At 40.7% G+C, this 14,895-nt stretch carries 12 protein-coding genes; 4 read left to right on the top strand and 8 right to left on the bottom strand.

What is annotated here, in order from left to right:
* Positions 1-165: 165 nt before the first annotated feature.
* Both H6G69_RS22830 and H6G69_RS22825 read right to left on the bottom strand, forming a co-directional pair.
* Positions 166-1,242 (bottom strand): NAD(P)/FAD-dependent oxidoreductase, encoded by a 1,077-nt coding sequence (locus H6G69_RS22830; RefSeq protein WP_190691412.1) that lies wholly within the window; start codon positions 1,240-1,242, stop codon positions 166-168.
* Entirely contained in the window at positions 1,214-3,427 is a 2,214-nt protein-coding gene (locus tag H6G69_RS22825) for a hypothetical protein (RefSeq protein WP_190691411.1), read from the bottom strand. Before H6G69_RS22825 ends, H6G69_RS22830 begins: the two co-directional genes overlap by 29 nt.
* A 1,010-nt stretch (positions 3,428-4,437) precedes the next feature.
* On the opposite strand from H6G69_RS22825, the gene H6G69_RS22820 reads away from it, so the two are divergent.
* The gene (locus H6G69_RS22820; RefSeq protein ID WP_190691410.1) at positions 4,438-4,902 is read left to right on the top strand and encodes a hypothetical protein; all 465 of its coding nucleotides are present in this window, start codon (positions 4,438-4,440) and stop codon (positions 4,900-4,902) included.
* Between the two features lie 79 nt (positions 4,903-4,981).
* Here the strand turns inward: H6G69_RS22820 and H6G69_RS22815 are convergent, their stop codons facing one another.
* The 4 genes from H6G69_RS22815 to rpaB form a co-directional block, all read right to left on the bottom strand.
* Entirely contained in the window at positions 4,982-5,536 is a 555-nt protein-coding gene (locus tag H6G69_RS22815) for a hypothetical protein (RefSeq protein WP_190691409.1), read from the bottom strand.
* Positions 5,537-5,696: 160 nt separating this feature from the next.
* Positions 5,697-6,827: a glycosyltransferase gene (locus tag H6G69_RS22810; protein ID WP_199336238.1), complete on the bottom strand. Its 1,131-nt coding sequence runs from the start codon at positions 6,825-6,827 to the stop codon at positions 5,697-5,699.
* Positions 6,828-7,235: 408 nt separating this feature from the next.
* The gene (locus H6G69_RS22805) at positions 7,236-8,234 is read right to left on the bottom strand and encodes an RNA polymerase sigma factor, RpoD/SigA family (RefSeq protein ID WP_190691408.1); all 999 of its coding nucleotides are present in this window, start codon (positions 8,232-8,234) and stop codon (positions 7,236-7,238) included.
* Positions 8,235-8,536: 302 nt separating this feature from the next.
* Complete coding sequence (gene rpaB, locus H6G69_RS22800; protein ID WP_190691407.1) at positions 8,537-9,265, bottom strand: response regulator transcription factor RpaB; 729 nt, start codon at positions 9,263-9,265, stop codon at positions 8,537-8,539.
* A gap of 259 nt (positions 9,266-9,524) precedes the next feature.
* Between rpaB and H6G69_RS22795 the strand changes: the two genes are divergently transcribed.
* From H6G69_RS22795 to H6G69_RS22785, 3 genes are all read left to right on the top strand, one after another.
* Positions 9,525-9,845 carry a DUF3082 domain-containing protein gene (locus H6G69_RS22795; protein ID WP_190691406.1) on the top strand — a complete coding sequence of 107 codons (321 nt, stop codon included), beginning with the start codon at positions 9,525-9,527 and terminating at the stop codon, positions 9,843-9,845.
* Positions 9,846-9,926: 81 nt separating this feature from the next.
* Positions 9,927-10,988, top strand: a complete 1,062-nt coding sequence (locus H6G69_RS22790; protein ID WP_190691405.1) for a hypothetical protein — start codon at positions 9,927-9,929, stop codon at positions 10,986-10,988.
* A gap of 81 nt (positions 10,989-11,069) precedes the next feature.
* Complete coding sequence (locus tag H6G69_RS22785; RefSeq protein WP_190691404.1) at positions 11,070-12,620, top strand: iron uptake porin; 1,551 nt, start codon at positions 11,070-11,072, stop codon at positions 12,618-12,620.
* Positions 12,621-12,751: 131 nt separating this feature from the next.
* On the opposite strand, the gene H6G69_RS22780 is transcribed toward H6G69_RS22785, so the two are convergent.
* Positions 12,752-13,426, bottom strand: coding sequence for a response regulator transcription factor (locus tag H6G69_RS22780; protein WP_190691403.1), 675 nt, complete (start codon positions 13,424-13,426; stop codon positions 12,752-12,754).
* Between the two features lie 366 nt (positions 13,427-13,792).
* Positions 13,793-14,749: a GTPase Era gene (gene era, locus H6G69_RS22775; protein ID WP_190691402.1), complete on the bottom strand. Its 957-nt coding sequence runs from the start codon at positions 14,747-14,749 to the stop codon at positions 13,793-13,795.
* Between the last annotated feature and the right edge of the window lie 146 nt (positions 14,750-14,895).

Raw genomic sequence — 14,895 nt, 5'->3', positions numbered from 1 at the left:
TAAAGCATCAAACAAATATTTTCCCTAAATACATATCTTGCATCTAGCCCCAACGAATGGAATTCGTGGCTATACAAACAAAGTCCGCGTAGGCGGACTAACTTAAAATGATGGGTTTGGAACCCGCGCAGGCGGGTTTTGTCTGTGTAGCTGCGACTTCAGTCGCTAGGTGCAAGATGTGAATAAAGATTCAAGTGGCAGAGTATCGACAAACGGAACACCTGACTGGCTATAAAGCTGAGTGAGATTTTTGACATCGTGTTGAAACCAGTTGTGAATCCACAAACAGTACTGCTCAATAGCTTGTCGCTCAGTTAGATTACCTAAAAATTCCGATGCTATGGAATGGCCAACCCAAATCCCAGACATAATTGCTTTGAGAACACCATGACTTGATGTCGGGTCAAGTGTCATTGCGGCATCCCCAACGATAAAGTAACCATTTCCAGCTGATTGTCGAACAATTCGCCAACTGACATCAGATGCCCGCATTTTTTGCGCAATTTTCAATCCCACAAATTCATTGGGGAGCCAGTCTTGGGGAATTTTCTGTTTTCCCAACGATAAACGAGTCCATTGATAAAGTTGTGGCCGCACTTTTGCAGTCCACGTCCAACCGCAGGAATCAGCAACAATCGCTGGAGCAATATCTCTGGCTGAACATTCCCCTGCTACATAACCATAATAGGCAATCAGACGCGGAGAATGATATCGGATTTCTAACCCTAATTTTTGAGCAAGCCAATGATTACTTCCCGCAGCATCAATGATTTTAGCTGCCCGAAAAGTTCCCAGGGATGTCTCAACGCCAATTACTCTGCACCCATCCATCAGTAAGTGCGAAGCGTAGCAAGGTTGTAGAACTTTCACACCGATGGCCTTGGCTTGATGAAGCAAAATCGCATCAAAATCGGCTCTCCATGCTTGAAATCCTAGCCATACTCCCGAATCATCCGCGCCAAAGCGAACAAACTCTCTCGCACCTGACCACTGCACCCAATTTCCAGTGTGACGAAGAAAACCAGCTTCTAACACTTGCTCAAGAACTCCTAACTGCTTCAGCAATGGTTCTACGCCAGGGTGTAATGTTTCACCAGGGTGTGTACGCGGAAATGGCCTAGACTCAATCAGGACAACTTTTAATCCGAGTTGGGCGCAGGTAATCGCACTAGCACAACCAGCCGGGCCACCTCCAACCACAAGTACATCAGGATTAGACACGTCTTCTAGACCAACTTCCATTACCGCGTTTCCACAAAATATTGACTGCTGTAACAAACAGCGTTACGGTTTCTTCAATTTCAACCAAGCGTTGTCGAGAATCTGCTGGGTCTAAAAATGAATTTCCATGACGATAAATTTCAAACCGATAAATATTTCCACTAAGAAGAGTGCGTGTTTGCGTTTGTGCCTGTTGTAATTCGGAATTGTTCTGTTGCACTAGTTGAAACGACAATATGCTCCATTGCCCCCTAGCTTCAGGTCTGATTCTTAAAACTTGATAAACATTTGCCATCGCCAATACTCTAGCTTCGTATTCACGCACATCAACCTTAGCCGTTAAAGAGAGCGAAAATTTCTTCTGCAAAGAACTTTCTACGTAATCTGCATGAGCAAAGTCTGAATACTCTATCAACTCTTTGCCATCTTTGGTGATGCGTCGAGGGCCTGGGATTCCGTCCCACGGTAAATTGCCAACTTGACCAATTTCTGAATCTGTTAACGGGCTAACAGTAGGCCAAGCAGGATTTGGCTGAAATGTCCGAGCGGCATCAGGAGCGACTGCGGGCCAAAATGTGCTAAGTGCAGCACAAAGTTTGGAGTCCTCTGGAAAAGGACTGCCTAAGCCGTAGCTTGCTAAGTGTTCCACTTCGTTGGTGCGATCAAAACTCACATCCCAACCAGGAGCAAACACCCCCGCGGCCGTATCTGTGAGATACCCTTGTCGGATTGTGGGAGAAGTATTCAACGGCATTTGTCGCACCGAACCCTGGCGAGGTAACGAGACAATTGCAGTTACAGTTTTATCTTCTGGTCGAAAATCAACACCTTCTAATTGCAGGTTAGGAGCAAAGCGAGTATCAGATAAAGTTTCTGGGGGAATTCGCCAGAGATTTTGTCTCAGTCTGCTAGGTACTGACTGCTCTGTCCATTCTAATAGCTCTCGCTGGTCGCAACTAGGGAAAAAATCTGGGGCAGTTACTAAAGAATAGGCAGGTATGTTGCGAGGAATTGCCACCGCCAATTCTGGACATATTGCTTCAATCCAACCATCACCTGTAAAGTCAAGGTAATGTTGAGCATTGTAATTACCTGCTTTTACAGCCGCTTCCACATCTTTCTGGTCGTTGAGATTTTCTTGTTGACCATTGGGCAATATTTTATGGCGCACATGAACATATTCAGGAGCGTGTCTTGCTCCTGTCGTTTCATCAGCTGGTATTGCCAGACTAGAAGATAGAGTCGGGCTATTTGGTGGAACTTTAAAGGTCAGCAGTTTTCCTTGATAAGTAGCTGCTTCAATTAAATTTGGGTGAACAACGGGAACTAAAAGCCCTGTACCAAGGTCAGATGCTGTTGTTAATTCAGCAATTCCTTCTGTAAAGATAAATGGCGCCTGGCTAATGTCTGGCTCATCCCATCCTGTATTTTGCAATGCTAAATGAATCCGTCGCAGTTTTTGATTGACATGATGAGCATTTAAAGTCACTTGTAAGTCAAAACCACGAATGCATTCTGGCCCGTTGAATAGCTTATGAATGGGAACCCAGAATAGTCTATTATTATCTTCATCTTGAAAACGCAACGGGCCAAAAGTATCTCGGTTGCCACTGCGTTGAACTGCAATATAGGCACAATAGCGTGCAGGTAAGACGCGAAAAGTTTCTTTTGAGTCTGTTTCACTAGCAGGCAAAAATCCCCGTAATTTTTCATTATATAGGGCTGGAGCAGTTCCCACTCTTGCTACACCTGTGCGCGAAAAACAAACATCAGCATACTGGCGGTGAACAGTTTCTGATGCCGGACGATACTCAAAAGCAAACACAGCGATGGCTAATGGTTGTCTTTGAGCTATAACTTGTAAATCCTGCAAAGAAGGAGGCTGCACGCCATAAATATAATTTTCAATGATTTCCAGTTCTGCTAACGTCGGATAGACGCTGAGATTGTCACTCACGACATTGGGTGAAGCCAAAGCATGAAACAATAAACTTCGAGACGGATTTCCTGCTTCTATGGCTCGTTTTCCTTCAAAGGCAAAGTCTTCAAACCCTACTATTCGCCGATTGATAGCAGGTAGTTCTTTAGTTAATTCCTGTTGGAGATTTGCAGCTGTAATATCTAGCCCTTGCTGGAGTAGTAAGTCTCGCCAGCCAAACGGTGCTAGGCGCGAACAAACCTTTTTCACCTCATCGATGAGAGCCATAAATTCTTTCCTTTAATTTCATTACTTAACCTAAGTTCGGAGTCAGAAAAAAGACTGGTAGTAAGCTGAAAAACCGCCAGAATGAGTGCATGAATTCTGTACGAAGTCACGGATAAATAAATGGGTTTAAATCCCCCACCAAATCTATAGATTTGCTGGTCTTCAATGAGTGGTGTAAAAAGACCCACCACTCATTGATTCAGGCGGATGTATTCTTGTTCAAGAAAAACAAGCTGATTTTCGGCAATTATTACCGCTATTTAAAAAAAATTAATATATGTTTGTGCTTTTATCCATAAATTGAAGCGAGGGAGAGGTTACTGTCATTTCTCCCCTACACCTGTGCACCTCTATTGATTTAGAATATCTCAGTCAGGATTTACCTACTACACTTACTTAATTCCATGCAGAGTGCGATCGCTTGTCAGTATCAATTTTTGATCAAAGGATAAAACAACTGCATAAGTTAATATTCCGGACAAGTCTAATGGTTAAATGAAAAACCTGTTTCTGCTCTTTGGCCATTAGCGCATAAGCAGCTTGCTGCACGCGAGCAAGCTTGGAGGAATTTGTTCTGACAACCTCAACGCGGTGTTATACATTCCAATTGCTTGAATATAAAAATATATACTCCATAGTCATTGACAATTTTAGTTAAATATGAATACAACTAGTAAGAAAGTTTGTCATGACCATTACTTTGGTTAAGGCGAGTCTAAATAAATAGAAGTATTCCTACTCCTAAAGCCACAGACTATTAGTCTATCAAAAGTAAGCTGCATCTTATTTCAGTTGTTGTGATAATAGTTTTTATGAATAAATCAACATTTAACTGATAACAACCGTGCAAATGCCATCTGAGAATTTTATGATACATATACAAGATAAAAATCTTGATTTAACCTGAGTTCAAGTCAAGACATTGTATAAAATAATATTATCTATCTCAAATTGGTAGAAGAATTAATCGCTTTTCATTAAAAATTAGAATTTACAAAACAGTTAAAATTATGACTAACAATAAGAATTTAGCGTCAAAACTTACTTCAATATTAGGTTTTATTCGCACCTCGGTCAATCAAGAGAAGCAATATCTTTATCATTTAGAAAATGCTAGCCTAACACTGTATCTAGTTAATTATTTAGCCAACTGTTCTTATATTTCTTCTAGCATTGTGACAGTTATTAATCAAAGAGATGGATGGATAGTTAACATCCAAATCAAATCCGCTATTGAGCCTCAACAGGAAAAAAATATTCAAGCTGTCTTCAATGAACTAGGAGTAGTTTACACTCCCTCTAAGTTAATAAATTCAGTACTGATGAAATTGGAGTCAGGAGCAACGATTACTGAGGTGATGCGTCAGTATCACGTTTCTCTAGTTTCTCATGGGGTTCCTAAGTGCGATGATATTGAGGTTTTCCGAACAGATGTGATCAAAGGATTGGGTTACTGTCCACAATACTTGGCTTAATCTAAAACTGCTGTATTCTGTCTGTTAAAATCAAAAATTAAGCTCCAATCTTAGCAAATTTAATAGAAATAGTGGAAAATTACTGCTCAAGTGAAATATTAGCTGAGTAGATATGCCATCTACGTTGCTTTGGAGTTGAGCCAGGAACGTCATTAACTCGTCGCAGTTTATAACTACCATTAAATCGTTGCGGAGTCCCATTGGTAGTGACAGAAGTAATAGTAACTGGAATTTCAATATATAGCGAGCCAGCCGCCCCTTCTAGTCTTCCTGGTTTTCCAACCTCCTCATTAATAGATACAGTGTTAGCAAAACCTTGCTTGAATTCCTCAAACGACTGCTTGCTGGCAAATCCATCTCCATCCCAAGCCAAGTACGCTTGTTGATAGTCTTGACGGGCAATAGCATCGTAATAATCATGAATAGCTTGGACAGCTTGTTGCTCCAGCGATTGGGAACTCGCAGAATTTTGTGGGGAAGTTGGATTGGACGTATCTGAAAGATTGGCTACCGTTGGACTATTGGCAGATGGTAATTGTGATTTAGCCCGGTTATCGCAAGCTGTGATGGTCATTGCCAGCAGAGTAACTCCAATGACTGTAAGGTGTTGTTTAAAAAAGTTGATTTTTGACAAAGCTATCTCCTGGCAAATCTGCTTTTAGCGTATTCCTGAGAAGCAAGAATATCACGCTACACTGCTTTGCGGTGTAGCGTGAGAGTGTCAATTAATGCAAGTCAACCAAAAGCTATTTTAATCAGACCAGAAAACCGATAAAGTCTGGCCCAATTCAATTTTATGATTGAGAAGGCCGCAGACAATAACCATATACATCAGCAGTCATAGCTGCAATATATTGCCAGTTATACTGTTTAGCTAGCTGAAAGTTATACTGACCCATAGAAAATAGCTCATCCTGCCTTTCTAAAGCAGAATCCATAGATTTTTGTAAGCCCTGCTGATCATCTATTTGATATAAAAATGCCCCATTATCTGCTAGGACTTCGCCAATACAACCTCTACGCGGTGCTATACAAGCTTTAGCAAAAGACATTGCCAACAGCACTGCACCAGATGTCAAAATATCTCGGTAGGGAAAGAGAACTACATCACAAGCATTCATATAAACTTGAATCTCATCATTAGGAATAAAACCTGGAAAGAACTTGATTCTGCTATCATTAGCAATCTTCTGTCTTAATATTTCTGTCATTTCTAGACTATCATCGTGAACTCTACCAGCAATTACTAATTCAATATTGTCTCCTGGTAATTGAGAGAATGTCTCTATTAGTTCAAATACTCCTTTGTAAAGGCGAATCGAACCCAGAAAAAGAAACACAAAACTAGAAGATTTTAAACCCAAGCGTTTTCTAGCTGATGACTTATCAATTTTGTTTTCGTAACATTCTATATAATTGCCATGTGGAACAACAAATACTTTCGCTTGATTGCGTATTTGAAACTCTTTAATGGCATCTGTTTTGGCAATTTGGCAATGAGTAATAATAGCATTAGATAATTTAGCCATGATAATGCTACAGATTCGCTCAAAAACCAAATTAACATTTTCGTGATTTTTGAGGTTATGTACAGTCCAAATAATTTTGATATTCAGCAACTTGAGGATAATTAACTGCAAGGCAACTAGAAATAGTTTGACTGTATTTACCAATGGATTTTTATGTTGAAAGAATGGATGTAACCAATGAAAATGGACAAAATCTGCTTTTTTAGGTGAAAATAAAATAGGTAAAAAGAAGCTCTGTGATGAAGATTCGCTAGGAAGATTTAATTCAATTCCTTCGTACTTTAAGCTGTTGATTAACTGTGCTATGTATGGGTTGTCATAAACGAATTTGGGCAGAAACACAGATTTGATAGTTGCAGTTTGAGAAACTATTTTGGCTGAATGAGTGATTATCATACTGATTCAAGATTATGCTAAAGGTTTCTAGACTCGTTGTATCGGTATGAAAATGCCGCAAATATTTGTTATTTATGGGTTCAATGAGAATGATAACACAACTAAATTGTGTTATCTGGCAAGATAAATGCTATTTGGTTTTAAAGAAACTTTTATGCCAATGAGCCAACTTCGCTGGCATAAAAAAAATCAAAAATTTCTGCCAGCTTATTGATGCTTTTATATTGGGTTACTAATATGGCAATGCTATTTTATTGTAAGAATTCAGCACACAGAAGTCAGAATTTAAGAATAATTTAGGATAATTAGACTATTTTTACCCTGAAGAATGTGATGAAATTTTCTCCCATTCTGACTCCTGAATACTTACATTTTATTGATGATGTCAACTCATTTAAGATTGCTATATTAACTGGCTAGATAACTACGAATTGTATCTTTGTGTCGTCGCAAAACCATCAAAGCTTGTAATTCTAACTGTCTTACTCTTTCTCGGCTAATTGCCATTCGTTGACCAATTTCAGCCAAAGACATTCCATTGCCATCGGCTAAACCAAACCGCAAAGTTAATATTTCCCGTTGTTGCGGGGTTAATTTTAACAGTAATTCTTGAATATTTTGTTGCAAAAAACTGTGTTCAGCATAGGCTTCTGGAGATGGGCTATTATCTTCTAACATATCGTACAGTTCTGTATCTTTATCAGGGCCAACTCGTAACTCTAAAGACACAGGCTGACGTGCTAAAAGTAAATAATCCCGAACTTGTTTGGGTTCTAAACATAGTTCTTTAGCAATATCACTCGCAGTAGGAGTAGAACCTAATTTTTGGGCTAATTCACGTTGTGTGCGTTTGATTTTATTGAGCTTTTCGGTAATATGAATAGGTAAGCGGATAGTGCGTCCTTTTTCAGCGATCGCTCTGGTGATGGCCTGACGAATCCACCAATAAGCATAAGTTGAAAACTTATAGCCCATAGCCGGATCGAATTTTTCCACTCCTCGCTCTAAACCCAAACTTCCTTCTTGAATTAAATCAGGAAAATCTAAATTCCGCCTTTGATATTTCTTGGCAATCGATACTACAAGCCTGAGATTAGCTCTAATCATTTTTTGCTTGGCTTGATATCCCTGTTGCAGTTGTTGTAAAAGTAATTCTTCAGAAAGATTGACATATTCACCCCACTCTGATTTTGTAGGTTGACGCTGTAATTGAATCGTTAATTCTTCTTTGGCAGCCAGCAACATCATCATCCGTTGAACTTGCTTACCAAAGTTGATTTCCTGCTCATGACTCAATAAAGGAATACGCCCAATTTCATAGAGATAGGTACGTACCAAATCAGCATTAGATAAAAATGGTTCATTTTTATCTCTGACATCTACCAAGCGACTAGAGATATGTTGCATATTTTTGAACCTTGACACAGACATCTGGATTGAGAAGAAAATGGATCATATCCATATCTCCAAAGTTAGAGATTTGGTAATACTGTGTATGCTTTTCTAACTGGGTTCTAACTTTTATTAAATTAAAAGTTAAATGTGACAGAAACTTGTCAAAGATTTGAACAAGTCATGTCTATTTGCAGTCAATAGCAGTATTTAATTGCGATAAAAATCAGCTTCTCTTCCCAGAGCTTGTCTATCTAATGTTTGGCCAAATTTCGGTCAAAACTTTCCGAGAAATTTTACTGCAGGTTAATTTATAGTTAATGATCTGAGTCAGTAATCCTTTGAAACAGATAACCCGCGCCTCTAGAGGTCAAAATTAACTCGGGATTGTTGGGGTCATCTTCTAACTTACCCCTTAATCGGGAAATATGTACATCCACAACACGAGTATCGGCGTGTTGTTCGGAAGTATAACCCCAGACTTTTAGCAAAATCTCACCACGGGAAAACGCCTTACCTGAGTGACTGGCCAATAACTCTAACAAGCTATACTCAACACCAGTTAATCGAATTCGTTCATCACCTTTGTAGACTTGTCGCTTATTTGTATCAATTTTGAGATTACCAACATACATAATTCCTGAACTGGGAACGCCAACAGTACTAATTTTGCTGGCTCGCCGTCGCAATACACAGCGAATTCTCGACTCTAGCTCTTTCGGAGAAAACGGTTTAGCTATGTAGTCATCAGCACCTAATTCCAAACCAGTAATCCGGTCTGCCACATCTGCCAAAGCAGTTAGCATAATAATTGGCACATCCGATTCTTTACGTAATTCTTGGCACACACCATAACCATCTAGCTTTGGCATCATCACATCCAAAACAATTAAGTCTGGGGAAGACTTGCGAAACACGTCTAAGGCCTCTTCGCCATCGCCAGCTGTCACCACATCGTAACCAATCATCGACAGGCGAGTCTCTAAAATGCGGCGAATGCTGGCTTCGTCGTCTACTACCAAGATTTTTTCTTTACGGTTTTCCAAGTTTTTCAATGCTCCTGTAAGGCAAGAATGATGATGAGCTTTATTATCCCAACCGTATACTTTAGGGGATGACCAAAGCCACTATTAGAAAAATAAACTCTCTGGTTTCTTGCTTTGGGAGTTAGTTCACAAATCTCAGCACTCTGAATATGAGTAACATCTAAGCAAGATAGAATTGTGGACATAGCTGAGACAACAGAGAAATTTTCTTTTGATTATAGTCTCAGATTTTTTTCGGACTTTTTTACGTTCCAATTGTATGAGTGACCAAAACAGCACACCACCAGAAACCCCAACCCAAGTTCAAACATCACCACTGCGCTGCATTACAGGCGCAATCATTTCTAGTAGCTTGGCTTATGCTCTATATTCGCTGATGATGGCGATCGCTACTAGCTTTGCCAGCAAACCCGTCCATTCTAATAACGAATTAGTTATTAAAATTACCTCAGCAGTACGCACCTTAGTTGTGGGGATAGTGGCCTTGGGTAGTGGCATATTTGGCATAGTCGCCCTAGGTTTAGTCGCTTTGGCTGTGCAGTTATTAGTCCAGCAGTTTTCAAAGCCAAAGACTAACTAAAATTTTCCGAAATAATGTCAATTAACTTTGTATTATAAAATCGAGGTGTTTCAGTATTAACATTGCTACCCTAGGAAAAATATGTTGCGCCAACGGTTGAGGTCAATCACCACGTTAATTATCGCCAGCGCACTCACCCTATCTGCCATACCCCCAGTATCGGCTGAGTCAGGCGATATTTTGACCCGTGCCGAAATTTATAAACTGATCAAAATGGTTGAACTGTTATTACATAATCAACCGCAACGTCCCGCCAAGCCCAAAGATGTCATAGTTCCGCGAGATGCAGTCAAAACGGGCGATAAATCTCAAGCGCAATTATTCTTCAACGATAAATCACTGATTCGCGTAGACCAAAAAAGCATCTTCCGATTTGAACCGGGGATACGTCGCTTCAAATTACCGAATCTGATTGCTTTGAATGAAACAATATTCAAGCTAGACAATGGCACAGCTTTGATTTTAAGTCCGCCTGGTAGTGTAGGGACGGAAGTACAAACCCCAGGAAGCAATATTAGTATCATGGCGTTGCGTTCTACCTCGACACCAGATTTATACTCGCCAGCGCAAATTGCCAGTGCAGTTATGGTAACGCACGATCGCCTCAGCAACACCACCCAAGTTTATGCACTCACCGATGGCGACATTAAAATTTTTGACCAACAAGGCACAAAAACAGTATCCCTCAAAGGTGGTCAAACAGTTGCCGTGATTAATGGCGTAGCGGGTAATGTCAGAGAATTTGACCTGAAAACATTTTATAAAAATATCAATTTAGCTTCTGGTTTGGGGCCAGGGCAAGAAAAGTTAATCGCCCAAGAAACTACGCCAGTGCAAGCCACACTCCAATCTGTACGCAAAGAAACTTTAGCAGCGTTACGCAATCAAGCCCAGCGATATCAAGGCTTTTCCCGTAACTTTCAAAGTGATGCCCTCAATGGTACAGAAGGAGATTTAAATCCCCGTCCCTCAGCTTCAGTAATTAGGGATAACCGTGGAAATCCCACTGTACCCACAACTCCGCCTAGCAATAACGGCGGTAATACCAATAATCCCTCCACTACAGGCGGTAATAACAACTCCAATCAAGTACCTTCCAGCTTTGGAGGTAACAATAACAGCGTTAATGTTGGGCCTCAGTAGTTTGTAAAGGATTTCGCAATAAATTTTTAAGGTTCGTGTTTCCGTAGCTAATTTTTTATTTAATATCAGGTGTGAGTGGGAATGATCAATAAAAAAGCTGTATTGCTTCTGTCTGGGGCAGCATTATGCTTATTAACTGCACCCGCACTAGCAGAACCAGAAGAATTTTTAGTATCTCAAGAAAGTAATATGGAGCGCGTGACATCAGTATCGCAATTATCTGATGTCCAACCAACAGACTGGGCTTTTGTGGCTTTGCAATCTTTAGTAGAGCGTTATGGCGTAATTGCTGGTTATCCTGATGCTACATTTAAAGGCAACCGTGCCATCACGCGCTATGAATTTGCGGCTGGGTTAAATGCTGCCTTAGATAGAATTAACGAATTAATTGCTGGTGGTTCAGCAGATAAAGTAACAAAAGCTGACTTAGAAACCTTACAGAAATTACAACAAGAATTTGCCGACGAACTAGCAACACTCAGAAATAGAATCGACACCCTAGAAGCGCGGAATGCAACTATAGAAGCACAACAATTCTCCACTACAGTGAAATTAGGCGGACAAGCCATCTTTGGGTTAGCTACAGGTTTTGGCGGCGGCCCCCCAGGCGGTGGAGAAACTAATACCATTTTTACTTACTTGGCACAATTACAACTAGCAGGTTCCTTCACTGGGAAAGACCGTTTTCGCGTTGCCTTAGTTACGGGGAACTCTGATAATGATAGTTTTGCCAATGCTAGGGCGTTTGATACCAACATGGCCAGATTAGTTTGGCAATCAGATGATGATAGTCAAGTGAGAGTCACATCTATAGATTATCGGGTTTTGGCATTAGGCGATCGCGTTGTGTTTACCTTCAAACCCATAGGCTTTAGATTAAGCAGCGTTCTTAGTCCCAATTCACCTTATGCAGATGCAGGTCAAGGAGCCTTATCATTATTTGCGGGTGCAACTCCCCTATTTCAAATTGGCGCGACAGATGCAGGTTTAGGTTTTGATTGGTTGGTTGCTGACCAATTGCGCTTGCAGTTCGCCTATGGGACGCGAAATAGTAACGATAGCACTCAAGGTATATTCGGTGCAGACCACAGTGCTTTGGGAGTGCAATTACTCTACAAACCGACACCTTCTGTCATAGCTGGTTTGGCTTATATCAACTCATACTCTAAAAACGGTCAACTCGATACTGGCACAGGTAGTTTGAATGCAGATACCTCCGGCGCATTAAATCAACCTGCACAAATTCAAGCCGTTAATGCGAGTTTGAAATGGCAATTAACCCAACAAGTAGTTTTCGGTGCTTGGGGAGGATTTGTCTCCACTGATTATATTAATTCCAATGCCTACGCCCTCAGCAGTACCTATACAGTTTCTCTCGGATTGTACGATCCCTTTGGTAGGAGAGGCGATTTATTTGGCTTGTTGGTTGGACAACCGCCCAAATTAAATAGCGGTACAGCATTACCAGTCTCAGATAATGCAATTTCTATGCACTACGAAGTTTTTTACCGTTACCTGGTTAACGATAACATCGCCATCACCCCAGGGTTTTTTCTGGTTACTGACCCAGAAAATAATTCTAATAACGATGATATTTTTATCGGGGCAATTCGTACCACTTTTAATTTTTAACAGTGAACAGTAAACAGTTATCAGTTATCAGTTGCAAAAAATTGTAGGAGCGTAACCCAACAAAATTCTGAAAGTTGGGTTTCACTGCGTTCCACCCAACCTACCTTTCTAAGTTCCTACTCAACACTTTACTACACCAAACCCGATCGCAATGCTACTACAGCAGCTTGCACCCGATCATCAACTGCGAGTTTGTTCATAATTCCCCGCACATGGGTTTTAACTGTGTTGGGACTGAGATACAACCTTTCAGCAATTTCTGGGTTACTCAAACCTTCCACCATCAGCTTTAAAACTTCCAATTCCCGCACCGAAAGGTTGGCGGTGTTTCCCTGATTTGCTGGAGGTTTGAGATTATCTATTACCCGTCTAGCAATTTGCGGATCTAAATAAGTTGCACCATCAACTGCCGCAGCGATCGCCTTTAATAATCTTTCGACACTCGCACCTTTGATACAATAAGCATCAGCACCGCTAGATAAAGCCGCAATCACCTCTGTTTCCGTAGTGTGGGAGGTTAACATCACCACATGAGTTTCGGGTAAAGCGGCTTTGATTTGCTGAGTAGCCGCAATGCCATCCAAGCGGGGTAAACCAATATCCATTACTACCAAATCTGGTTTTAATTTTAAGGCGGCCTGTACCCCTAAATAACCATCTTCTGCCTGTCCGACAATCTCCAACTGCGGATAAGCCATCAAAGACTGTTCTAGTCCCAGTTGCATCATTGGGTCATCTTCAACAATTAGCACCCGCAACGGGACAGTATCAGTCGGGAGATTTAAAAAAGGGCTAGGGTTGGTCATTGGAAGTATGAAGTGTGAAGTATGAAGTGTGAAATTAGCGGCATTGCTGATTAGTGGGATGTTTTTTGTTTCGCGCAAAGGCGCAAAGGCGCGAAGAATCAATATTTTATTTTTGTTAAACATCTCAATTCATCCCGCATTTATGCAACGCCAAATTAGCCTCTCCATTGGGAAATTTAAATAATCTAGGACTTCTCTCAAACTCTCATTTCTCCGTGAACTCTGCGCCTCTGTGGTAGCCTGCGGCAAGCCGCTATCGCGTCTACGATTTTCCGTAGCTTGTGCGTAAGTCATATAATCAAAATAATTCGTAATTAATGACTTAATTACGAATTACAGCATTAACCAAGGTAGTTAGGTTTACTTTTACTCTTCCACGCGATAGCCAAACTCTGCCAAATTCAAGCGAGATTGTCGCCATTTTGGTTGAACTCTGACAAATAGTTCTAGATAGACTTTACCAGAGATGAGTTTTTGAATTTGTTCGCGGGCGGCGCTCCCAATGTTTTTCAGCATAGAACCACCCTTACCGATTAAAATTCCTTTTTGGGAATCTCGCTCAACGTGGATAGTGGCGAGAACGCGGGTAATAGCTGGTGTTTCTTCTACTTTATCAATAGCGATCGCCACTGAATGAGGCACTTCTTCACGAGTTAACAGTAGAATTTGCTCCCGAATCAATTCGCCCATAATAAACCGTTCCGGCTGGTCGGTTACTAAGTCTGGCGGATAATATAAAGGCCCAGTTTCTAAATTTTCAATTAGTAATTGTTGGAGTTCTGGCAATTTTGCTCCCGTCTTCGCCGAAAATTTAATTGTCGGCCAGTGATTTGCATCAGCTAGTTGTTGGTAACTTTCATCGATAGACTGGGAATTTGGGGATTGCTGGTCGGTTTTATTCAACCCTAAAATCACTGGTGTATCACTACGCGTTAGTAATTCGGCAATGTAGCGATCGCCAACACCACAAGCTACTGTAGCATCTGCGACAAATAGTACTACATCTACTGACTCGATGGCAATTTTGGCATTTTGGACTAACACTTCCCCCAATTGATGATGGGGTTTATGAATTCCCGGTGTATCGACGAAAATTAACTGCGCTGCTGGTGTGGTTAAAATTCCTCGCAACCGATTGCGTGTAGTTTGGGCTACTGGCGATGTGATAGCGATTTTTTGTCCCACTAATTGATTCATTAAAGTAGATTTACCGACATTCGGGCGACCAATAATGCCGATAAACCCTGATTTGTACTCAGGTGGAGCCTGAGGAATCAATAATTCTGATGAAAAAGAGGAGATGTGATTATCAATACTAGTCACTTTTTACTCCACTTCACAATTTTTATAGATGGGATAAGTTTGTTTTGCGTTTAGATACACAACAAAATAGTTTCTGATTGTTTTAGTTTAATCTAATACTAAAATTATTTAGCTTTAAATATCTTAAGATGAAATCTTCAAAAACA

It is taken from the genome of Nostoc sp. FACHB-110 (assembly GCF_014697425.1).
Classification (GTDB): domain Bacteria; phylum Cyanobacteriota; class Cyanobacteriia; order Cyanobacteriales; family Nostocaceae; genus Nostoc_B.
The sequence above is the reverse complement of the archived record's forward strand: the minus strand, read 5'-3'. Positions and strand labels throughout refer to the sequence as shown.